The organism is Pectobacterium sp. IFB5596, from assembly GCF_021432585.1.
Taxonomy (GTDB): domain Bacteria; phylum Pseudomonadota; class Gammaproteobacteria; order Enterobacterales; family Enterobacteriaceae; genus Pectobacterium; species Pectobacterium punjabense.
On sequence record NZ_LXFY01000029.1, the window covers coordinates 1 to 21,412 of the forward strand.

Sequence of the window (21,412 nt, forward strand, 5' to 3'; positions counted from 1 at the left end):
CGTAATATCGCTACGTGGTTACACGCTACGGCGGGCAAAATCCCGGGGGCGGAATCCCAACAGCGCCAGCGTGGCAAAATAGGAACCCGCCCCTGCGACAACAACCAGCAGCAGGCGCAGGATGCGTATCGTCATATTGCCGTCATCCCATGCAGGCATCCACCACAGCATGCCCAGTAAAACCACCGACATCACGATAACCGCGACCAGCAGGCGCACCAAAAACCCTCCCCAACCCGGCAGCGGTCGGAAAATATCCTGCTTACGCAGTTGCCAGTACAGCAACCCTGCATTCAGACAGGAAGCCAGGCCGATGGACAACGCCAGACCCGCATGTTGCAGCGGCCCGATAAAGATCAGGTTCATCACTTGCGTCAAGATCAGCGTGACTATCGCAATTTTTACCGGCGTCTTGATATCCTGCCGGGAATAAAAGCCGGGCACTAACACTTTGACGACAATCAACCCCATCAGCCCGATCGAGTAAGCAACCAGCGCACGTTGAGTCATCAACGCGTCAAAGGCACTAAATTTGCCGTACTGAAACAGCGACACGGTTAACGGTTTAGCCAAAATACCTAATGCTACCGCGCTTGGCAGCGCCAGCAGGAAACACAAACGGAGCCCCCAATCCATTAGGCGGGAGTAGTCATCGTGATTGCCACTGGCAAAACTTTTCGCCAGCGACGGAAGTAAGATCGTCCCTAACGCCACACCCAGCACGCCAGAAGGAAATTCCATCAGACGATCGGCGTAATACATCCATGACACCGCTCCCTCGCTGAGGAAGGATGCGAAAATGGTGTTGATGATCAGCGAAATCTGGCTCACCGACACGCCTAAAACCGCGGGTCCCATCAGCTTCATGACCCGCCAGACACTTGGGTCACGCCATTTCAGGCGCGGCAAAACCAACATGCCAATCTTTTTCAGATGCGGTAACTGATAGCCGAGTTGCAGTAAACCACCCACTAATACCGCCCAAGCCAGCGCCATAACGGGAGGATTAAAATACGGCGCAGCAAACAGTGAGAAACCAATCATGCTGACATTAAGCAGCGTCGGCGCAAATGCGGGTACCGAGAAACGGTTCCAGGTGTTCAGCACCGAACCTACCATGGAGGTCAGTGAGATCAGTAGGATATAGGGAAACGTGACCCTCAGTAGATTAGAGGTCAGCTCAAAGCGCTCAGGCGTCGCGGCAAAGCCAGGAGCCGTGACCATAATGACCCAAGGGGCGGCGACCATCCCCGCTACGGTAACCAACGCCAAAATCAGCGTCAGCATCCCGGAAACATAAGCGAGAAACGTTCGCGTAGCCTCATCGCCCTGCTGACTTTTATATTCGGCCAGAATAGGCACGAATGCCTGTGAGAATGCGCCTTCCGCGAAAATACGGCGAAGCAGGTTGGGGAGTTTGAACGCCACAAAGAAGGCATCCGTCGCCATACCTGCACCAAAAATGCGGGCGACGATAGCATCGCGCACAAATCCTAACACGCGCGATAACATGGTCATGGAACTGACGGCAGCCAGTGATTTAAGTAAATTCATCCGATTATGTTCTGAACGGTTCAGGGGTGATTATTGACCCGTTGAGGTCATCCTGATTGCGAGGTGCGACTAGTCTACGCATTGCGCGTGTAATAGCTACCTAACATTGCCATAACCGCTGAACTTTTCAGCTTTTTCCCAGCAATTTCTCAATCATACGCTGGGACAGTAACGCCTGATTACCTGATGTTTCCGCTGGTTTCCGTTGTTCAATCGCCGTCATAAAATGATGCACTGCACCGACAAACCCGCGTTGTTCCAGCGTCGTTTGCCAGGATGGCACGGCTGGGCTGAACGTCATCCCTTCACGATCTTCACGCCATGCACGCATCTCATCCACCTGATATAAGCCTCCCTTAGCGACAGCCTGAACCCATTCCCGTTGGCTACCTGCCTGACGATGCATGCTGGTCGTTACCTGACAGTTGCCGCTCTGGAAATGGTGTTCGGCATACAGCAGTTGACCGTCCGCATTCGCATGCAGGACACCATCAACCAACTGAGCATCACTGCCTGCGAGCCATAACGCAGTATCCACCACATGCAGATAGTCATCCAGTAAGGTAAAACGCACATCCTGTGGCCCGACACTATCAATACGGTGTTTATCCATACGCAAAGATGCGGGTTGATCCAACCGCTGTTTTAACTGCTGATAACACGGTGCAAAACGGCGATTAAAGCCAACCATCAGAATTTTTTGTTGTTGCTCTGCCAATTCGACGAGCGCTTCTGCCTGCGTAAGCCGCTCTGCCAGCGGCTTATCCACGTAAACATCGACACCCGCTTTAAGTAGTTGGCTCACGACAGAGAAATGGCTCGCGGTGCTGCTATGAACGAAAACGGCATCACAGTGTGCCGCTAACTCATCCAGCGCAGAGAAACCCGCCATCCGATAGTGCTGGCAAATTCGTTGCGTTTTTTGCTGGTCAGGAGAATAGGCACCGACCAGCTCCCAGCGCTCTGCCTGGCTGAGAATGGGCAAATAAGCTTTCTGCGCGATGGCCCCTAGGCCGACGACACCGATGCGAGGGCATCGGGTGGATACAATAGGTTCTGCGATGCTTTCTACGGATGACAACTGAGGCTTCATGGCTGGTATTCTCCCTGGTACAAATTCATTACGCTAACAGCGCAGCAAGCTGGCGTTTGAGTTCAGCGACCTCTTTTTCCAATGCCTCAACCCGCTCGGTAAGCGGATGAGAATTGTCGCTCGCGCGTTCTTCCTCTGAAACCGCTATATCACTGACCTCACCGCTGAAAAGATGCTGATAGCGACTTTCCCGTTTACCCGCTTCCCGTGCGAGTCTGACCACAAATGGGCCATCATCACGCCGTTGCAGTTGCTCAAGGGTGGACTCAGCTTCGCTGACATCGGAAAATTCGTACAATCGAGCAGCACGCGTACGCAGTTCACCTGGCGTCTGTGAGCCACGGAGAAGAAGTGTGGTTACCAGCGCCACTTCCGCAGGAGAGAGTTTCAGGTCGCCAAATTCAGAATTACAAAAACGATGTTCGTACTTCACAACACGGTTACCAAAGCCACTGAGCGTACGCAGGAAGTGCTTTTTCACGAGCAAATCCAACGTTTGCTGCACTTCACTTTCGCTTAGCTCCATCACGGGTTCGCGGTTGGTTTTCTGATTGCAGGCTGTGGTGATGCCGTTTAACGACATGGGGTATTGATCCGGTGTAGTGATTTGCTTTTCCAACATACAGCCGATCACGCGGGCTTCACGAGCATCTAATTGGTATTTCATCATTATTCCTTAACGCGGAGACTTCCACTCGGCGTTGGTCAGCGCGGTTAATACATGATCCTGCCATTTCCCATCAATAAGCAGATAGTCTTTCGCATAGCCTTCACGTTCAAACCCCAAACGCGTCAATAAATTCCCACTGCGCTGGTTATGCGGCATATAGTTAGCCATGATACGGTGCATATGCTGCTGACGCTGCATATAACGCAGCGCTGGCTGCAACGCTTCATACATCAGCCCCTGCCCCTGCCATTTCTGACCTAGGGAATAGCCCAAATAGCAGGCGTGGAACGAGCCCCGTAGCACATTGCTAAAATTAGCCACGCCACACACTTCGTTTTCATTCGGATCTAACAGGAGGAAGTAATAGGCACTACCCTGTTTATGCATATCGTTAATCACGCTCAGCCGCGCCTGCCAGCCTGATGGGTAACAATGGCTCGCGTCCCTTACGGGCTCCCACGGTTTGAGAAAATCACGATTTTCAGAATAGTATTCAGCCAGACGCCATGCATCGCGTTCATGGGCCAGACGCACCACCAGCCTGTCGGTTGTCAGTTGCACTCTTGCTGGTGTTGAACGATAGCCAAACATTTTTCCCCCTACCTCTCCATGTTGTCGATAAGTAAAATTCATCGGCGCTGAAAAAATCGTTATTCTACAATAAGCACAAAATATCGGTATTTCCGATAATCCTTACTATAACCACATAAATTCATAGACGTAAAATCCTCATCGCCGAGTTATTGCGCAATTGAATCAGGAAAGCCATTTTTTCTCGCCAAAATGCTACTTGCATAACGTTAAATCGATAAAAAAATATTATCCAACAATAGGCTATACCAAAGTCGAATTAGAGTACAAAATAGTCACGTCTGTTATTTTCCTTCTTTTTTCGTTGTGGTGAAACATGCCTCTGATGTCGCAAGCTCGGAGCTTGGGTAAATATTTTTTATTACTAGATAATATGCTGGTGGTTTTAGGGTTCTTCGTTGTTTTCCCCCTTATTTCCATTCGTTTTGTCGACGATCTCGGCTGGGCTGCATTATTAGTCGGCATCGCCTTGGGATTACGCCAGTTTATTCAGCAAGGGCTCGGTATTTTCGGCGGGGCTATCGCCGATCGTTTTGGCGCCAAGCCGATGATCATTACCGGGATGCTGCTACGCGCCTCCGGTTTTGTGTTCATGGCAATTGCCGATGAACCCTGGCTGCTCTGGTTGTCTTGTGCGCTATCCGGCCTTGGTGGCACATTATTCGATCCACCGCGTACTGCCCTGGTTATCAAATTGGTTCGTCCGCAGGAACGTGGTCGTTTTTACTCTCTGTTAATGATGCAGGACAGCGCCGGGGCGGTTATCGGTGCTCTCATCGGCAGTTGGTTGCTTCAGTACGATTTCGAAATTGTCTGCTGGGCAGGGGCAGTCATCTTCGTGCTTGCGGCTGCGCTCAATGCCTGGCTGCTGCCAGCCTATCGCATTTCGACGGTAAGAACACCGATCGGGGAAGGTCTGATGCGTGTGATTCGCGACCGCCGTTTCCTGATGTATGTATTAACGCTGACGGGCTATTACATGCTAGCCGTGCAGGTTCTGTTGATGCTCCCTATTATGGTCAACCAACTCGCCGGAACGCCGTCTGCCGTGAAATGGATGTACGCCATTGAAGCAACGCTGTCGCTTACGCTGCTTTATCCTATCGCCCGCTGGAGCGAGAAACACTTCCGGCTGGAACAGCGCCTAATGGCAGGACTTTTCATCATGTCCGTCAGCATGTTCCCGATCGGGATGACGACAGAGCTTCAAACACTGCTGATGCTTATTAGCCTGTTTTATATTGGCTCAATTATCGCCGAACCTGCACGCGAAACCTTGAGCGCCTCACTGGCAGACGCCAGGGCAAGAGGCAGCTACATGGGTTTCAGTCGGCTTGGATTGGCGCTTGGTGGCGCGATTGGCTACAGCGGCGGCGGCTGGCTATTTGATACCGGGCACGCGCTGAATCAACCGGAGCTGCCGTGGTTCATGCTCGGCACCATCGGGCTCCTGACGCTAGTCGCTCTGTACTGGCAGTTCAACCAACGTCGTATCGAACCTGCGATGTTGGGTGGTCATTAGTTTGAATATTACTGACGAGTTTGATCTCGTCGGTAAAGCCCTTCTATACTTTCCTAATATATTCAAACAATTGTTTCGTCGCGAGCCGTCTCGCACACCCGATTAACCTTGTTTGATGATGGGTTACACGCGTGGCCGCACTGCGGCCTTTGTCTATGCCCTGTAATTTAGGAGACGACGAATGAAGCTCTACATTTACGATCACTGTCCCTACTGCGTTAAAGCACGCATGATCTTCGGCCTGAAAAATATCCCTGTCGAACTGCAAATATTAGCGAATGATGACGTTGAAACGCCAGAGCGACTGATCGGCCAGAAAATGGTGCCCATTCTGCAAAAAGATGACGGCAGTTACATGCCCGAAAGTATGGATATCGTGCATTTTATCGATAATTACGACCACAAACCGCTGTTGACAGGTTCAACCAACCCGGCAATCTCCGCTTGGCTACGCAAAGTTACGGAATATACGCCGCGTTTGATTATTCCCCGCTTTGCTCAAGCAGCCTTTGAAGAATTTGCCTCCACTTCCGCTCGGCAGTACTTTGTTAATAAGAAGGAAACCCAGCTAGGCAATTTTGCCGACCACCTGGGTCATTCTCAGGGACTGATTAAGAAACTGAACCATGATTTACAGGATCTTGATCCGCTGATTGCCCAGCCGAATGCCTGTAACGGCGTGTTATCAACGGATGATATCGACCTTTTCCCACTGCTCCGTTCACTGTCTATCGTTGCGGGGGTTACGCCCCCTTCCCGCGTTGCGGACTATCGCAATAACATGGCGAAACAAACCCAAGTAACGTTACTCAGCAGTCTGGCAATCTAATCACCCAGTTTTACCCCGCCGCTTCGTTCCGAAGCGGCATTATCGGCTATTTCAGTGCTATCCTATTGTTTACTCTGTGTATCGGGCGCACGCTGCCCATGCGGAATTATGCTGATTGTTCAGATAAATAGATCGCCCGCGTAAAGAAATTGCCCGTATGAATAAATCGTGCGCATAAATGGCATTAAGAGGTCAGAATAATGAAAAAATCAGGATGGATAGCAGCGGCAACCGTGCTGCTTGCCTTTACACTCAGCGGCTGTAATAAACTCACCCAATACACGCTCAGTGAACAGGAAGTGAATGAGTACCTGCAAAAACACAATGATTATCAGAAACAATTGGGCGTACCTGGCGTAGTGGATGCACATATCGTGTTAACCGAACTATCTAGCCAGATCGGTCGCGCAGAGCCGGGGAAAGTGACCCTGACGGGTAATGCGAAGGTCGACATATCCTCTCTGTTGGGCAATCAGGCTGCAGATATGAAGCTTACACTGAAAGCACAGCCGGTATTTGATAAAACGCAGGGCGCGATTTATCTGAAGGACATGGAACTGATTGATTACACCGTGCAACCGGAAAAAATGCAGACGGTAATGAAAACACTGAGCCCTTACCTCAATCAATCGCTAAAAAGCTATTTTGATCAAAAACCGGCCTATGTGCTGAATGCGGATAAAAGCACAACAGAATCGCTGGCGAAGAAGATGGCGAAAGGTATCGAAATTAAGCCGGGCCAGATCGTTATCCTGTTTACTGACTAATCTTCATTTGCCGATAGCACACGTGATGTCTGCTATCGGCGCATCAGGTTTCATACTACGGGGTTTCATACTGCGGGGGTTTCATCCCACCGTGTTATTCTTCCGATTCCGATTCGTCATCTTCTTCTTCGCTTTCGCCCAGCTCATCCCGCATGGCTTCCAGCGCTTCGCGGCACACTATCGCCAATGTGCGATAGAATGCGGTAGTAGCATGACTTTCTACTTTGCCGAGGAAACGATCGCTCCACGGTAATAGATATTCATCAAACAGCGTAATTTGCGCCGCGGTTTCATCTTCTTGTGCCTGATCTTCCAGCCATGATGCCGCCAGCAGCAAGCTACCAAAATGACCCACTGCGCCGTCATTTAACGGCATGCCGCGCTGTTGCAGAAAGGTACGAATTTCCGCATCGTCGGCATCGCTTTCATAGGACAAGCGCAACGGTGAAACCGATCCGTTCTCTTGATCGAACAATGCCTGATAATCTGCCGCCATTGCAGGCAAATCCAGACCTTTTTGCAACCGTGCTAACAACGCATCCTGATCCAACGGCCAGTGCTGTGCCAGTTTCCCTTCTTTAATCAACGCAAATACCGGTGTCAGCAAGGTATCCTGCGGCTGGCGATAAAACAGCGTGCCCAACAGACGGCACACAATAGAAAACTCGTTCATTCATAATCCTATTTATTTTTAAGTAACACTGTTTTTAAGTGACGGTTTTTAAGTGACGGCGTCACAAATCAGCCAATTCAGCAATTGCCGGCATTCCACGTTGCTCAAGGAAATCCAACACGCGACGAGGGCTGACATTTAATATCCGATCCTGTGGGAAATTCACCTCCTGCAAAATACGCTCACAGTGGGTAAAGTCCCCCAGAGAAAACGCGATATGGGAATCAGAACCTAAAGAGAGTAACCCACCGGCGTCACGTACCGCTTCAGCAATCGCCCGACAGTTTGGTTCACTGCCCTTGCGTGAATGCATAAAAGAAGAGTTATTCAGCTCCAATGCCACATTGTATTTCGCCGCTGCTTCCGCAATTGCGCGAATATCGACGGGAAATTTCGGATTGCCGGGATGGCTAATGATATGCGCATCACCACGCGCCATGGTCGCGATCATTGCAGCGGTATGCGTTTCTTTATCCTGCGGTGGAAAAACCGGTTCATGAAAACCCGCAATAATCACATCCACCTGCTCCAACATCGGCCCGGTACAGTCGATATCGCCTTCGATATTTTTAATATTCGCCTCGATGCCGCGCAAGATACCTACGCCATCAACCAAACGCGGCCAAACACGCATATTCATAAAGTGCCAGTAATGTGGCGCATCCGCCATATCAGGGCCATGATCGGTAATGGCAAACAGACGAATATTTTTCTGCTGCGCTTCGACGATGTAATCGTGCAAAGTACTGTAAGCATGCGTACTGGCAACAGTGTGCATATGTAAATCGACGGGATACATAGATTCTCCTGGGTCAACGAGTGCAAGTTAGCATACCATTTTCAGGGATATTCCGCAGCCAGCAAGCGGAATTACAACGAATGATTAACACAAATGAAACATTGTTTTTTGAAACAACGCAGGGTCATAAATGAGTACAAGCGTAAAAACGGAGAGAAAAGCAACAAATTGCGTTAACTTTGGCTCATTGCGCACATTGGGTGCAGAAGTTTGTTGACGCTGTTCAGCAATTTCCCTACATTAGCGCCGTCCGCCAGCATGACATACGGCGAGGCCACGGTGAGGTGTCCGAGAGGCTGAAGGAGCACGCCTGGAAAGTGTGTATACGTGAAAACGTATCAAGGGTTCGAATCCCTTCCTCACCGCCATATAAAAGAAAACGCCCTTAACGCAAGTTAAGGGCGTTTTCTTTTATATCGTTGGAACGGATGAGAGGCCTTGACAGGGTTCGACAAAACGACAGGACTGGCGTTTTGGACCGCCAACGGCGGCCCGCAGGGCGAGCGGCAGGACGCCGCGAGTCAATCCCCCACATACGTACACCGAGCTGCCCTTAACGCAAGTTAAGGGCGTTTTCTTTTATATCGTTGGAACGGATGAGAAGCCTTGACAGGGTTCGACAAAACGACAGGACTGGCGTTTTGGACCGCCAACGGCGGCCTGCAGGGTGAGCGGCAGGACGCCGCGAGTCAATCCCCCACATACGTACACCGAGCTGCCCTTAACGCAAGTCAGGGGCGTTTTCTTTTATATCGTTGGAACGGATGAAAAACGTTGGCAGAGTTCGATTAACATCTGAACTCCGCCATTCCTGTCATCTTGCACCCAGCGCCAAATAGCTACCTGCGGATTCATCTACGCGGAATTGTTCGACGGTGCGTGACAGCTCTTGTGCCTGTTCGTTCAGAGAGTGTGCCGCAGCCAATGCTTCTTCAACTAACGCCGCATTCTGTTCGGTGCTCTGATCCATCTGCGATATTGCAAGATTAACCTGCTCAATGCCCGAACGCTGTTCTGCACTCGCCACGCTAATTTCGCCCATCATGGAGGTTACGCGGTGCACACTTTCAACCACCTCACTCATAGTATCGCCTGCCTGCTTCACGAAATCTGTGCCTTCCCCAACCTTGGCAACAGAATCATCAATCAAGCCTTTAATTTCTCTTGCTGCGGATGCCGAGCGTTGTGCCAGCGTACGCACTTCACTCGCGACCACGGCGAAACCACGCCCTTGCTCACCAGCCCGTGCGGCTTCCACCGCCGCATTCAGCGCCAAAATGTTCGTTTGGAAAGCAATGCTGTCAATCACACCGATGATATCTACGATTTTACGCGATGAGAGACTGATCGAATCCATCGTTACGACAACCCGGCTGACAACGTCACCGCCGCGCACCGCCACATCCGATGCCGATACAGCGAGTTCATTCGCATAACGCGCATTATCCGCGTTCTGTTTCACCGTTGCAGTCAGCTGTTCCATGGCTGCAGCCGTCTGTTCTAAGGCGCTGGCCTGCGATTCGGTACGCGCAGACAAATCGCCGTTACCCGATGCAATCTGCGTCGACGCCGTGGCAATCGAGTTTGTGCTGCTGCGTACCTGATTCACCAGATGGGACAGGTTGTCGCGCATCGCACGGATAGCGTAAAGAATACTGGTCTGATCGCCCGGCTTCGTTTCCACATCAACGCGTAAGTTGCCTTCCGCGATTTCGCGTACCACGTCAACGGCGTACTGTGGTTCACCGCCAAGCTGGCGCATCAGCGTGCGCAACATATTCCATGCAAATGCGGAAATAATTAGCAGCAGAACCAACCCTAAAGAAAGCAGAATCAGTGCATTACGCCAGAATGTCTGCTGAATATCATCAATGTAATCACCGTAGCCAATCGTCCAGTCCCAAGGCTCGAATTTGATGACAGCATAGAGTTTCTCAACCTTATTCTGCTGTCCTGGGCGCGTCCCTTCCGCAATCACAGTGCCAATTCTCTTGCCTTGAAGCGAAGCACGGTAGCGCTCTCCGGCCTCTTTACCGCCGCTGGCATCGACGATACCAACGCGCTTAGGGTTAGGGTGAACATAGTTCACATCGTTCGTGTAATCGCGCACGAAGAAATAGCGGTCCCCTTGATGGAAACTGGCTATCGCCCGTTTGGCTTCTTTCTCTGCTTCGTCGCGCGACAGTTGACCACTTTTCTCCAGGTCATACGCTTTCTGCGCCGCCGAATGAGCCAGTTCCACCAGCGTAGAGAGTTGGCCAGTGCGCTCGCTCATCATCGTGCTATAAAGCGTATTCAGCGCCACTGCAGATAAAATTAGCATCCCTAACAAGGTCGTACCGCATAGCAGTGCAATTCTGGTTCGTAGTTTCACTCTATTTTCTCTCTAATCTCTAACTTCTTTTCAGAAAATTCCGAAGAAAAAGTTACACTACATTGCCGCCTTGAGCCATACCATTCAGGTAGTAATGATAGATTTTTTAACAATAAATAATGAAAAATAACCCCATTCGCTCAAATAAAAACCACAATCGAGCAATAACGATTAAAAAATGGGAAAAAAATGATCGAAATCGAAATAAATTCGTAAGCGAGGTTACAAAGGTGACAAGGCACCAGATTGCCATCCGAAGCCCATGTATCGGTAAATCGCTTTTGTTGATTGATCTCTGTATCGATTGAACAGAGAGAGAAAAAATCAGGGTAGTTGCCCTTAAATACAAAAGCCTCCGCGAAAGCGGAGGCGTTCCCTCTAGTGACAAGGCGCGCTAAGCGGTAACAGCCCTGTCCTCCATGGCTTTTCGCCAGCCTCCCAACCAGTAAGACCGGGCATTAATTGATTGATAAGGACAAAATTCCTTTGGTCTACCGACAATACCAGCTTGATAACCACGTGAATGAGCCCGTTCAAGGCGATCGCGTTTCTGTCTCTTCATGCCTTATTTCCCTCATTATTTATCTGGTGGAAAGAAAACAATGATTACTTTATAAGCAACCACAGACTATCAATACCGATTCTACAGCCAAACGTCAAGGCGCAAAATTCACGCCAGTGTCATATTTGTGATCCAAAATAGGAATTTTCCCCATTAAAGAACGAAAAAACATAACCATTTGAAAATAATAAAAAACCTCTAAAAATGCAATGCAATCACAGCATTACACCTTTAGAGGTCTGATTTTTAGAACTTTGGGTTTTCGCGCGATCGTTGCTTCAAACAACGACCAGATAATGCCAAACCTCGGTAACGCTTAGTTAAGTTCACCAGTCTGCTGAGCAATCGACTGAGAAACCTGCTGCCAGCCTTGTGCCAACGTTCTTACCAGCGCGTCATAGCCATCTTCCATTTGTGGCAGCACCACGCTAAAGGGGCGTTTAAGCACTTTTCCCTGATGGGTCAGCATCCATTCTCCGCGAACGACGACATTGCCATCATAACGGCCATGAAAGCCTGTGACAGAAACATTCAGCACAGTCTGCTCGCTTCCCTGTGGCTGCGTGGTCACGACCCAACCAGGCAGTTTATGCCCCAGATTAGCCACCAGCGCCTGCTGCAATTGCTGATCTAACGGGCTGGCCCACAGGTTATTACTGGCAATGACATACTGCACATCGTTAGTCTGGTAGACCAAGCCTGCATTGACGAGATAATCTGCCACGCTGACATGTTCAACCCATAACGAATGCCCCTGAGTCATCGCAGTCTGCACCGTGCTGGTATCCGCGACTGTCGGTAACTGATAGTACGTTTTCTGCGTATTGCTATTGCTACTGCTACAGGCGCTCAATACCAGCACCAGAGCTAGCGTCCAGCTTTTCATCATTATTTTGCCCTCTTCGGCTGAGGATCTTGACTACCCGAAGCCTCAAACACCAACGCATTGCTTTTCTCGTTCAGGGTACGCAGCACAGGCTGTAATTCCCGCAAGACCTGATCCAATCGCTGCATATCCGCCACCATCTTATTATACGCCGGTGAGCCGGGCTGGAAGCCTTTCATGCTGCGATTCAGTTCAAGCAATGTTTTTTGCATATCTTCCGGCAGATCCTGCATCGCTTTGCTGGACGTCAATTTGTTCAACGTCGCCAACGTTTTTTGCATTTCGCGCAGCGTGGCCTGGCTTTCCGTCAACGTCTTCGTTGCTTCATTCACCATCGGGTTCAGCGGCAGGTTATTCACTTTATCCAGCACCGCCATCAGCTTCTGCTGAATCTGTGACAGACCGCCGTCAATGGTAGGAAGAACTGGGTAACCATCCAGAACGAATAGCTGTTTATCCACTTTCTCTTTTGGATAAAAATCGAAATCAATATAGAGCGCACCCGTCAGGAGGTTAGCCGACTTCATCGACGCGCGTAGCCCAAGTGATTGGGCTTGCTTCAGGTGCTGTTCAAAATCGAACGAGCCGCCAATCTTCTTCTCGAAGCGATCAGGTTCAATACGAATCAATACCGGAATGCGATAATCATCATCCAGATCCTGCTTCATATTTTTGGGGAAAAATGGCGCTTCGGCCACCGTACCCAGTCGAATACCGCGGAATTCAACCGGTGCTCCCGCCTGTAAACCACGGATCGATTCGCTGAAGAACAACAGATACTCTTTATATTCGGTGTACAGCGAGTCCTGAATGCTGCGCTGGCTATCAAAGAGCCGATATTGCGCCATTGCCTTGGCCGCATCACCCAGTTCCCATCCCGCCGGGACATCAAAGCTGACGCCACCGCTGAACAACGTGGCCAGCGACCCCATTTCGACACGCATGCCTTGTGCCGACATATCAAACGCGACACCGCTGTCTTTCCAAAAACGAACGTTGCTGGTGACCAAGCCGTCATACGGAGCCGAAATAAACAGCTGATAGCGCATCTTGCGCGCTTTCGGCTCGAATTCGCTGGTTTCCACCGACCCCACGCGATAACCACGGAACAGGACCGGGTCACCCGCATTCAACTGCCCGGATTGATCGCTGTCCAGTATCACCCTGATACCTTTCGCATCCGGCGAGGCCAGCGGCGGCGCATCCAGCAGGGTAAATTCGCGCTTCTCATCCTTATGGGCGCCGGGCTGTAGCTCAATGTAAGCACCGGATAATAACGTCCCCAGACCAGAAACCCCTTCCCGACCAATTTGCGGCTTCACCACCCAAAAAGCGGAGTCCTGTTTTAATAATTTATCCATACCATCATGCAGACGCGCTTTGATCTCCACGCGGTGAAGATCGTCGCTCAACACTACGCTCTCTACCACACCAACGTCTACGCTACGGCTTTTGATAGCAGTTTTACCTGCTTCAATGCCTTCGGCGTTGCTGGTAATCAGCGTAATTTGCGGCCCTTGGTGGCTGAAATGGTAAAACAGTATCCAGGCACCGATTAGCACCGTGACAATCGGCACAATCCAGACCGGCGACCAGCGTTTAATCGTTTCTACATCCGCAACGGCATGATTATCTTTCGCCAACGGAAGACTCCTTATGAAGAACATCATCGCGACGATCCCACAGCAAACGGGGATCAAACATCATCGCAGCAAACATGGTCAGAATCACCACGGCCGCGAACAGTACCGCCCCAATGGCGGGATAAATACTCATCAGACGACCAATGCGCACCATCGCAGACAGTACAGCAATAACGAACACATCAATCATCGACCAACGCCCAACAAACTCAACCATCTCATAGATGACGTGCATTCGCTCGCTGTCTTCCGTTTTTTTAGTTTTGCCGTTGGCCTGCCAGCACAGCCAACCTAACGCCAGCATTTTTAGCGTCGGCACCATCACGCTGGCGATAAAAATCACGAGGGCGACAGGATAAGATCCCATCCCCCACAGCAGGATAACACCTGACATGATCGTCGATCCCATTCGATCGCCGAAGGCTTCAGTCACCATGATCGGCATCAGATTCGAGGGGATATAGAGCATTACCGAGGTGATCAGCAATGCCAGCGTCCATTGCAGACTATGTTTCTTACGGGCATGTCCACGTGAGTGACAACGTGGACATATTAACTGGTTGGCTGGCAGAATAGCGGTGCAACATGAGCACGAGCGTAGCCCTTGCGATAGCCCGCTTTTCCCCAAAATCGGGGGAGCGGGTAATGTGGGTGGCGGTACTATGTCATTCCACAACCAACGGCGATCGAGGCTCTGGAAGGCCAACAACTGTAGCAGGCAGAACAGGACAAAAGGCACAAAGCTGGTGCCGATGCCAATGTCACCATAGGCCATCAGTTTGACAAAGCTGACCAACACGCCAGCCAGAAAAATCTCCGCCATGCCCCAACTTTTAAGATGAAACAGCATCTTGCCCATGCCCTTTTTCAGCGCCAACGGCAGCGATGCATGCAGGCAAAGCAAAATCAGGGTCGCCATACTGAAAGCAGGGACGAGTTGAACAAAAAGCATAAATAGTGTTGCGACGCTGGCGTAGTTTTCCGCCACCATCACTTTAGGAATCTGTATCAGGGTAATTTCGCTGGTGATTCCCGCCACACGCATAGATACGAAGGGGAAAAGATTTGCCAGCAATAGCATGAATAGTGCGCTCACCGCGTAGCCGACTGGCCGTTTACGTGGTTCCGCCTGACGACTGGTTAGCGCGGTTTTGCAACGTGGACAGGTCGCTTTCTGGCCGTGTAACAGCTCAGGTAACTCCACCAGCAGGTCGCACTGCGGGCAAAGCATATAGTCATCATGGTGATGATGTTCGTGTTCAAGGCCATGTTCACCGTGTAGGCCATGCTCACGCTGAAGATTACAGTCATGCCGATCGTGATGGGAACACATACGTCCTCTCCTTCAAAACTCGTCAGCTTCTGACTGAAAACATCTTCTATCAATACGGGAGTTAACCTCCCGTATTGATGACACAACACAAACAGCGCAGATTAGCCGTTTTTCTGTGCTTCTAGCTCTTCCCAACGTGCGAAACAGGTTTCCAAAGCGCTTTCCGCTTCCGCCAGTGCGTTCAGTACCGACTGTGTTTCATCATGTGGGCGACTAAAGAAACTGGCATCGTTCATCTGCGCTTGTAGCGACTCGATTTCCTGCTCCAGTTGCTCAATACGCAGCGGTAGCTGCTCTAATTCGCGCTGGTGGTTATAACTTAATTTTCCGGCACTTCGTTTAGCTGACGGTGCGGTGCTTACGGTCGCCACTGGCGCAGCTACTGCCGGCGCCGTCGTCGTGCGCAGTGGTGTTGTCGTGGCACGCTGCTGTTGCGCATCGAAATAACCGCCGACAAAACGGGAAATCTTGCCATCGCCTTCAAAGATCCAGCATTCAGTGACCGAATTATCCACAAACTGACGATCGTGGCTGACCAGCAGAACGGTTCCCTGATAGCTTTCGATTAATTCTTCCAGCAGTTCCAGCGTTTCCACGTCCAGATCGTTGGTCGGTTCGTCAAGAATCAACAGGTTGCTAGGCTTGAGGAACAAACGTGCCAGCAGCAGGCGGTTACGTTCCCCACCGGACAGCGCTTTTACTGGCGTCATCGCACGTTTCGGATGGAACAGGAAGTCCTGCAAGTAGCCCAGCACGTGACGTGAGCGGCCATTAACCATCACTTCCTGCTTGCCTTCCGCCAGATTGTCCATCACCGTACGTTCTGGATCGAGTTCAGCACGATGTTGATCGAAATAGGCAACTTCCAGCTTCGTGCCACAGTGCACACGTCCGCTGACAGGCTCTAACCCACCCAGCATCAATTTTAGCAGCGTAGTTTTACCGCAGCCATTCGGCCCCACCAGCGCAATCTTGTCACCGCGCTGTACCTGAGCGGAGAAATTGCGTGTCAGTATCTTATTGTCAATCTGATAGCTGACATCTTCCAACTCAAACACAATTTTGCCAGAGCGGGCAGCCTCTTCAACCTGCATTTTCGCAGAGCCCATGACTTCTCGACGCTGCGCACGATCCTGACGCATTGCCTTCAGCGCCCGCACGCGTCCTTCATTACGTGTACGCCGAGCCTTAATCCCCTGACGTATCCACACTTCCTCCTGCGCCAGTTTGCGATCGAATTCTGCATTTTGCAGATCCTCAACCCGCAGCGCTTCTTCTTTCCCTTCCAGATATTTCTCGTAATTGCCCGGCCAGGAAACCAGTTTGCCACGGTCAAGATCGACAATACGGGTCGCCATATTGCGAATAAATGAACGGTCATGGGAGATAAAGACGATGCTGCCCTGGAACGTTTTCAGGAAAGTTTCCAGCCAGTCGATCGTCTCGATATCCAGATGGTTAGTCGGTTCATCCAACAGCAGCACGCGCGGTGAACTCACCAGCGCTCTGCCAAGTGCCGCTTTACGCAACCAGCCACCAGAAAGCGACGCCAGCGGTGCATCCGCGGACAGGCCTAGCTGTTCCAATACTTCATGAATGCGGCTTTCCAGTTGCCACAACCCCTGATGCTCCAGAACATCTTGCAGCTTAGCTAACTGGTTCAGGTTCTTCTCACTAGGATCACTCTCTACCAAACGCAGCATGGCATGGTAATCCTTCAGGTAACCCGCCTGTGCTGCGACCCCTTCAGCAACAAAATCGAACACGCTACCGGCAACATCGCGCGGCGGGTCCTGTTGCAGACGGGCGACAATCAGATCTTGTTCATAGATGATGCGACCATCATCCAGCGGAATGTCTTTAGCCAGAATTTTCAGTAGCGTCGACTTACCCGCGCCGTTACGCCCAACCAGACAAACGCGCTCATTCTCTTCGATATGGAGTTCGGTGTTATCCAACAGCGGCGCATCGCTAAACGACAGCCATGCACCTGAAACGCTAATTAAAGACATCGGTTACTTTTCCTCACCGGCATGCGTTAGCAGCCAGCAGTTATGAATCTGACGATTACGAGCAAAATCTTGTGATTGGGTTTGCGCGGTGATTTCTTTGGCGTTCAGCCCCAGCGCGGTCAGGCCTGCAACGTCCATCTGGAAGCCACGTTTATTATTCGAGAACATGATGGTGCCGCCACGACGCAACAGGCGTTTGAGATCTTTCATCAGCGCCAAATGGTCGCGCTGGACATCAAACGACTCTTCCATCCGTTTTGAGTTAGAGAAGGTCGGCGGGTCAATGAAGATCACATCAAACTGTTCATGACCATTATGCAGCCATGACAAACAGTCTGCCTGAATCAAACGGTGCTGACGCCCGGTCAGGCCGTTCACCCGCAGGTTTTTCTCCGCCCATTCCAGATAGGTGCGCGACATGTCAACGGTAGTCGTTGAACGTGCGCCCCCCAATCCAGCGTGAACACTCGCCGTGCCGGTGTAGGCAAACAGGTTGAGAAAATCTTTGCCGCGGCTCATTTCACCCAGCATTTTACGGGCGATACGGTGATCGAGAAATAAACCGGTATCGAGGTAGTCGGTCAGGTTGACCCACAGTTTGGCGCCAAACTCTTCCATCAGAAGGAAATCGCCTTTCTGCGCCAGTTTCTCATACTGGTTTTTACCTTTCTGGCGTTCACGCGTTTTCAGCACCAGACGGTTCGACGGTAATTCCAGCACGCTCAACGTCGCGTTAATGACATCAAACAATCGCTGACGGGCTTTTTGTGCATCAATGGTTTTAGGCGGTGCATATTCTTGTACGACGACCCAACTGCCATAGCGATCGACGGCTACATTATATTCAGGCAGATCGGCATCATAGAGGCGATAGCATTCAATCCCCTGCTGCTTCGCCCATTTTTCCAGCTTGCGCAGATTCTTACGCAGACGGTTGGCAAAATCTTCCGCAATTTGCCCCGCAGATTCCCCCTGCGTGTCTGCCAGTTGATAATTCTTCTGTACGCAGTCCAGCGGGCCGTTTTTTGCCTTGAATTGACGTTCAGCACGCAGTTGCAGGCAGCTGAGCAGCTCCGGCGACGCACTGAACAGCGACAACTGCCAACCGCCAAAATCGCTTTTCATCTTACGACCCAGCATATTATGCAAGGCGATCAGCGCAGGTTCACTTTCCAGACGCTCGCCGTAAGGCGGGTTGCTGATGACGGTGCCCTTCGGACCTTCCGGTAGTGGATTCTGTAGCTGTGCCGCATCCTTCACACCGAAAGAAATCAACTCGGCAACGCCTGCACGACGCGCATTGGCTTTCGCAATCTCAATCACTCTGCGGTCGTTATCCGATCCGAAGAAGCGTGACGTGGTCGCCTGCAAACCTTGGCGAGCACGCTGTTGTGCTTCACTGGTCACTTCATGCCACAGTTCAGCATCGTGTTTTAACCAGGCGTTAAATCCCCAGTGGGTACGATGCAAACCGGGTGCACGATCGGAGGCCATCATTGCCGCTTCGATCAGCAACGTACCGGAACCACACATCGGATCGACCATCGGCGTGCCGTTTTGCCAGCCGGAGCGTAAAACAATCGCCGCCGCCAGATTTTCTTTTAACGGCGCGAGTCCAGCCAGATCGCGGTAACCGCGCTGGTGCAAGCCCTCACCGCTTAAGTCCAGCGAAACGCTAGCGGTATCGCGCTGCAAAAAGACGTTAACGCGAATATCCGGCTGCTGTTTAGCCACGTCCGGTCGCTGCCCGGTTTTGCGCGTAAAGCTATCGACAATCGCATCTTTTACTTTTAACGCGCCGTACTGACTGTTGCGGATATCTTCATTAGTACCCGTAAAATGCACAGCAAAAGTTTTATCGATGCTAAAGATCGCTGACCAGTCAATCGCCTGCACGCCCAGATACAAATCCAGATCGCTGTGTACCTTGAATTCATTCAGCGGCAGCAGAATGCGCGACGCCAGACGGCTCCACAGCAGGCTCTGGTACAGCAGGCGGTTGTCACCCTCAAAATGGACACCGCCCTGCACAACCGCACAAGACTGCGCACCCAATGATTCGAGTTCGCTTTTTAATAACTCTTCCAGTCCCCGCGCCGTGCTGGCAAACAAAGCATTCATGTCGTCACTATCACCAAAAAGAAATACATTAAAGAAAGAAATTGAGGCGCATTATAGCTAATCCGAGACGCTTGTCATAAAGTTGCCGCTTTACTTCTGCAAGGAACAGGTCAGTGATCGGCGTAACGCGGCTTTATATACACCCAGTAAAATCGATGCGAGGGCTACAACTGTCCCACGCGATGGCATCTGTCAGCGGTTTGGCGAACGATCGTGCATTCATGATCACCGAACCTGATGGCACCTTTATTACTGCTCGCCAGTATCCACAAATGGTGTTATTTACCCCCGCGCTGTTAGCAGATGGGCTGTTTATTGCCGCACCGGATGGTCAAACTGCCACTATTCGCTTTGCCGACTTCATCGAGGCACCTCAACCCACTGAAGTATGGGGAACACACTTCACCGCGAGCGTTGCACCCGATGCTATCAATCGTTGGCTAAGCCATTATTTTCAGCGCGATGTTCAGTTGCGTTGGGTGGGCAATGAGCCGTCACGGCGGGTGAAGCATTATCCCGATGTTCCTCTGGCTTTTGCCGATGGTTATCCGTTTCTGTTAATCAATGATGCGTCATTTCAGGCGCTACGCCAGCGCTGCTCGGCCGGTATTAAAATTGAACAGTTTCGCCCTAATCTGGTGGTGACAGGCGCAGAAGCCTTTGCCGAAGATAGCTGGAAGACCATCCGCATTGGCGAGATTATTTTTGATGTTGTCAAACCCTGTAGTCGCTGCATTTTGACCACCGTCAGCATCGAGCGCGGGCGCAAACATCCGTCAGCAGAGCCTTTGGCAACGCTGCAATCTTTCCGCACTGCCGACAACGGCGACGTTGATTTTGGACAAAACCTGGTCGCCAGAAATACAGGCATCATTCGCATAGGCGATACATTGGAAGTTCTAGCGACCAAACCGCCGCGTCCTTATGGTGCAGGTCAGGTCGTCGAAAGTCTTGCCGTTCCCGAAAAAAGTAAGCAAGCCGTTACCATCCACTATCAGGGAAAATTGTTGCAAGGGAATAATCAGCAGATTTTACTGGAGCAATTGGAGCAACAGGGCATTCGCGTCCCCTATTCTTGTCGGGCTGGACTGTGCGGTTGCTGCAAATTGACGTTAGTCAGTGGGGAGGTTTCTGCACTAAAACAAAGTGCCATCAGAGCAAACGGTGAGATTCTGAGCTGTAGCTGCATTCCACAGGGTGACCTTCATTTGCAATAAAAAAGCATCTGCACTAGTCGAAGACAAACCAACACGATGCAGCTTGAAGTATGACGGGGATTAGACGACCTTGGCATACTCAAATGCGGAGGTGCCGTCACCCAGCGGGGTTTCCCATTCAGCCCTATTCTGAACAACGGCAGGCATTAACCTGTCGTGCATAATTTTTATGGCATCACCCAGCCCCATCATTTTCCCATTCAATGGCAGTTGCTCTTGCGCCAGCAGGCAAAGACAAGCTTTATCCCCCGCTTCCGCCACCAGAAAACAGGCCGTTTCATGCGTTTCGGTGAGCTGTACCTGCACAATATCCCCTGCCTGCGGTGAATAGGCTACGGCATCCGGCTGCTGGATAAAATGCCAGCTTTTTGGCATGAGCGGCTTAAGGAATCGGCTTGCCACCAGCGCATTCAAAACTAACTCACCCTGAAGATCGCGGTGTAGTGCCACTTTCTGGCATTTGTCATTATAGGTAAAAAATAATGCGGCATCGTCAACGCAAAATGCACATTCATTAAATGCATCCGGCGTTAGCATTTTAGACGGAAAGCGAGAACGGAATAACATGCCGTTAGCCAGATCCAACATCAGGCGATCGTGTTCGGTATCAAAATACCAGCGCCAGTTATCGTCAGGTTTTAACTTCATATTATTTACCCTTCGCCTTCACAGTAGAAATATCAGAAATGGCTGATTGTGTTTTCTTACATCGCAATAATCGTTCAGCGAATAAACGCCGCAGCAAGAAGATCAGACATCGATTGAT

18 protein-coding genes and 1 tRNA gene are annotated in these 21,412 nt (G+C 50.9%); 5 read left to right on the forward strand and 14 right to left on the reverse strand.

The features are described 5' to 3' along the window. Positions 1 to 18: 18 nt before the first annotated feature. The 4 genes from murJ to rimJ all read right to left on the reverse strand — a co-directional run bounded on the left by murJ (position 19) and on the right by rimJ (position 3,908). On the reverse strand, positions 19 to 1,554 hold the full coding sequence (murJ, locus tag A6301_RS16220; RefSeq protein WP_107170676.1) for a murein biosynthesis integral membrane protein MurJ: 1,536 nt from the start codon (positions 1,552 to 1,554) through the stop codon (positions 19 to 21). A gap of 127 nt (positions 1,555 to 1,681) precedes the next feature. Continuing rightward, positions 1,682 to 2,647, reverse strand: a complete 966-nt coding sequence (locus A6301_RS16225) for a Gfo/Idh/MocA family protein (RefSeq protein WP_234258266.1) — start codon at positions 2,645 to 2,647, stop codon at positions 1,682 to 1,684. 28 nt (positions 2,648 to 2,675) lie between these two features. Further along, a complete protein-coding gene (locus A6301_RS16230; protein WP_107170678.1) occupies positions 2,676 to 3,314 on the reverse strand; it encodes a YceH family protein in 639 nt (212 codons plus the stop codon). 9 nt (positions 3,315 to 3,323) lie between these two features. Beyond that, positions 3,324 to 3,908 (reverse strand): ribosomal protein S5-alanine N-acetyltransferase, encoded by a 585-nt coding sequence (gene rimJ, locus A6301_RS16235; RefSeq protein WP_137741380.1) that lies wholly within the window; start codon positions 3,906 to 3,908, stop codon positions 3,324 to 3,326. Positions 3,909 to 4,224: 316 nt separating this feature from the next. Here rimJ and mdtH point away from each other — a divergent pair, with 316 nt between their 5' ends. The 3 genes from mdtH to A6301_RS16250 all read left to right on the forward strand — a co-directional run bounded on the left by mdtH (position 4,225) and on the right by A6301_RS16250 (position 7,026). After that, entirely contained in the window at positions 4,225 to 5,430 is a 1,206-nt protein-coding gene (mdtH, locus tag A6301_RS16240; protein ID WP_107170680.1) for a multidrug efflux MFS transporter MdtH, read from the forward strand. Positions 5,431 to 5,611: 181 nt separating this feature from the next. Further along, positions 5,612 to 6,259: a glutaredoxin 2 gene (gene grxB, locus A6301_RS16245; protein WP_205542263.1), complete on the forward strand. Its 648-nt coding sequence runs from the start codon at positions 5,612 to 5,614 to the stop codon at positions 6,257 to 6,259. Positions 6,260 to 6,459: 200 nt separating this feature from the next. Then, complete coding sequence (locus A6301_RS16250; RefSeq protein ID WP_107170682.1) at positions 6,460 to 7,026, forward strand: lipoprotein; 567 nt, start codon at positions 6,460 to 6,462, stop codon at positions 7,024 to 7,026. 94 nt (positions 7,027 to 7,120) lie between these two features. Here A6301_RS16250 and A6301_RS16255 read toward each other — a convergent pair whose 3' ends face one another. Then, positions 7,121 to 7,699, reverse strand: a complete 579-nt coding sequence (locus A6301_RS16255) for a molecular chaperone (RefSeq protein ID WP_234258267.1) — start codon at positions 7,697 to 7,699, stop codon at positions 7,121 to 7,123. A gap of 61 nt (positions 7,700 to 7,760) precedes the next feature. After that, positions 7,761 to 8,498, reverse strand: a complete 738-nt coding sequence (locus A6301_RS16260) for a phosphatase (protein WP_107170684.1) — start codon at positions 8,496 to 8,498, stop codon at positions 7,761 to 7,763. A gap of 278 nt (positions 8,499 to 8,776) precedes the next feature. On the opposite strand from A6301_RS16260, the gene A6301_RS16265 reads away from it, so the two are divergent. Beyond that, positions 8,777 to 8,866 (forward strand) — tRNA-Ser (locus A6301_RS16265). 446 nt (positions 8,867 to 9,312) lie between these two features. Here the strand turns inward: A6301_RS16265 and A6301_RS16270 are convergent. From A6301_RS16270 to rlmKL, 7 genes are all read right to left on the reverse strand, one after another. Then, positions 9,313 to 10,872 (reverse strand): methyl-accepting chemotaxis protein, encoded by a 1,560-nt coding sequence (locus A6301_RS16270; RefSeq protein ID WP_234258268.1) that lies wholly within the window; start codon positions 10,870 to 10,872, stop codon positions 9,313 to 9,315. A gap of 394 nt (positions 10,873 to 11,266) precedes the next feature. Beyond that, entirely contained in the window at positions 11,267 to 11,434 is a 168-nt protein-coding gene (gene rmf / locus A6301_RS16275) for a ribosome modulation factor (RefSeq protein WP_010276992.1), read from the reverse strand. 316 nt (positions 11,435 to 11,750) lie between these two features. Beyond that, positions 11,751 to 12,323: a membrane integrity-associated transporter subunit PqiC gene (pqiC, locus tag A6301_RS16280; RefSeq protein WP_234258269.1), complete on the reverse strand. Its 573-nt coding sequence runs from the start codon at positions 12,321 to 12,323 to the stop codon at positions 11,751 to 11,753. Beyond that, complete coding sequence (pqiB, locus tag A6301_RS16285) at positions 12,323 to 13,990, reverse strand: intermembrane transport protein PqiB (protein WP_370642245.1); 1,668 nt, start codon at positions 13,988 to 13,990, stop codon at positions 12,323 to 12,325. The genes pqiC and pqiB overlap by 1 nt, the downstream gene beginning before the upstream one ends. Further along, positions 13,950 to 15,296: a membrane integrity-associated transporter subunit PqiA gene (gene pqiA / locus A6301_RS16290; protein WP_255764589.1), complete on the reverse strand. Its 1,347-nt coding sequence runs from the start codon at positions 15,294 to 15,296 to the stop codon at positions 13,950 to 13,952. Before pqiA ends, pqiB begins: the two co-directional genes overlap by 41 nt. Before the next feature lie 101 nt (positions 15,297 to 15,397). Then, positions 15,398 to 17,308: an ABC transporter ATP-binding protein gene (locus A6301_RS16295; protein WP_234258270.1), complete on the reverse strand. Its 1,911-nt coding sequence runs from the start codon at positions 17,306 to 17,308 to the stop codon at positions 15,398 to 15,400. A gap of 3 nt (positions 17,309 to 17,311) precedes the next feature. Continuing rightward, positions 17,312 to 19,429, reverse strand: coding sequence for a bifunctional 23S rRNA (guanine(2069)-N(7))-methyltransferase RlmK/23S rRNA (guanine(2445)-N(2))-methyltransferase RlmL (gene rlmKL, locus A6301_RS16300; RefSeq protein WP_107168237.1), 2,118 nt, complete (start codon positions 19,427 to 19,429; stop codon positions 17,312 to 17,314). 113 nt (positions 19,430 to 19,542) lie between these two features. Here rlmKL and A6301_RS16305 point away from each other — a divergent pair, with 113 nt between their 5' ends. Next, positions 19,543 to 20,646, forward strand: a complete 1,104-nt coding sequence (locus A6301_RS16305; RefSeq protein WP_234258271.1) for a YcbX family protein — start codon at positions 19,543 to 19,545, stop codon at positions 20,644 to 20,646. Between the two features lie 60 nt (positions 20,647 to 20,706). On the opposite strand, the gene A6301_RS16310 is transcribed toward A6301_RS16305, so the two are convergent. Continuing rightward, the gene (locus tag A6301_RS16310) at positions 20,707 to 21,294 is read right to left on the reverse strand and encodes a cell division protein ZapC (RefSeq protein WP_234258272.1); all 588 of its coding nucleotides are present in this window, start codon (positions 21,292 to 21,294) and stop codon (positions 20,707 to 20,709) included. Positions 21,295 to 21,412: the final 118 nt, after the last annotated feature.

Bases quoted from the DNA above. Each gene is read 5' to 3' on its own strand.
- A6301_RS16250 (WP_107170682.1), top strand. From the start codon at position 6,460: ATGAAAAAATCAGGATGGATAGCAGCGGCAACCGTGCTGCTTGCCTTT.
- pqiC (WP_234258269.1), bottom strand. From the start codon at position 12,323: ATGATGAAAAGCTGGACGCTAGCTCTGGTGCTGGTATTGAGCGCCTGT.
- rimJ (WP_137741380.1), bottom strand. From the start codon at position 3,908: ATGTTTGGCTATCGTTCAACACCAGCAAGAGTGCAACTGACAACCGAC.
- A6301_RS16225 (WP_234258266.1), bottom strand. From the start codon at position 2,647: ATGAAGCCTCAGTTGTCATCCGTAGAAAGCATCGCAGAACCTATTGTA.
- mdtH (WP_107170680.1), top strand. From the start codon at position 4,225: ATGCCTCTGATGTCGCAAGCTCGGAGCTTGGGTAAATATTTTTTATTA.
- A6301_RS16255 (WP_234258267.1), bottom strand. From the start codon at position 7,699: ATGAACGAGTTTTCTATTGTGTGCCGTCTGTTGGGCACGCTGTTTTAT.
- pqiB (WP_370642245.1), bottom strand. From the start codon at position 13,990: ATGATGTTCTTCATAAGGAGTCTTCCGTTGGCGAAAGATAATCATGCC.
- A6301_RS16230 (WP_107170678.1), bottom strand. From the start codon at position 3,314: ATGAAATACCAATTAGATGCTCGTGAAGCCCGCGTGATCGGCTGTATG.
- rmf (WP_010276992.1), bottom strand. From the start codon at position 11,434: ATGAAGAGACAGAAACGCGATCGCCTTGAACGGGCTCATTCACGTGGT.
- pqiA (WP_255764589.1), bottom strand. From the start codon at position 15,296: ATGTGTTCCCATCACGATCGGCATGACTGTAATCTTCAGCGTGAGCAT.
- murJ (WP_107170676.1), bottom strand. From the start codon at position 1,554: ATGAATTTACTTAAATCACTGGCTGCCGTCAGTTCCATGACCATGTTA.
- rlmKL (WP_107168237.1), bottom strand. From the start codon at position 19,429: ATGAATGCTTTGTTTGCCAGCACGGCGCGGGGACTGGAAGAGTTATTA.
- grxB (WP_205542263.1), top strand. From the start codon at position 5,612: ATGAAGCTCTACATTTACGATCACTGTCCCTACTGCGTTAAAGCACGC.
- A6301_RS16295 (WP_234258270.1), bottom strand. From the start codon at position 17,308: ATGTCTTTAATTAGCGTTTCAGGTGCATGGCTGTCGTTTAGCGATGCG.
- A6301_RS16310 (WP_234258272.1), bottom strand. From the start codon at position 21,294: ATGAAGTTAAAACCTGACGATAACTGGCGCTGGTATTTTGATACCGAA.
- A6301_RS16260 (WP_107170684.1), bottom strand. From the start codon at position 8,498: ATGTATCCCGTCGATTTACATATGCACACTGTTGCCAGTACGCATGCT.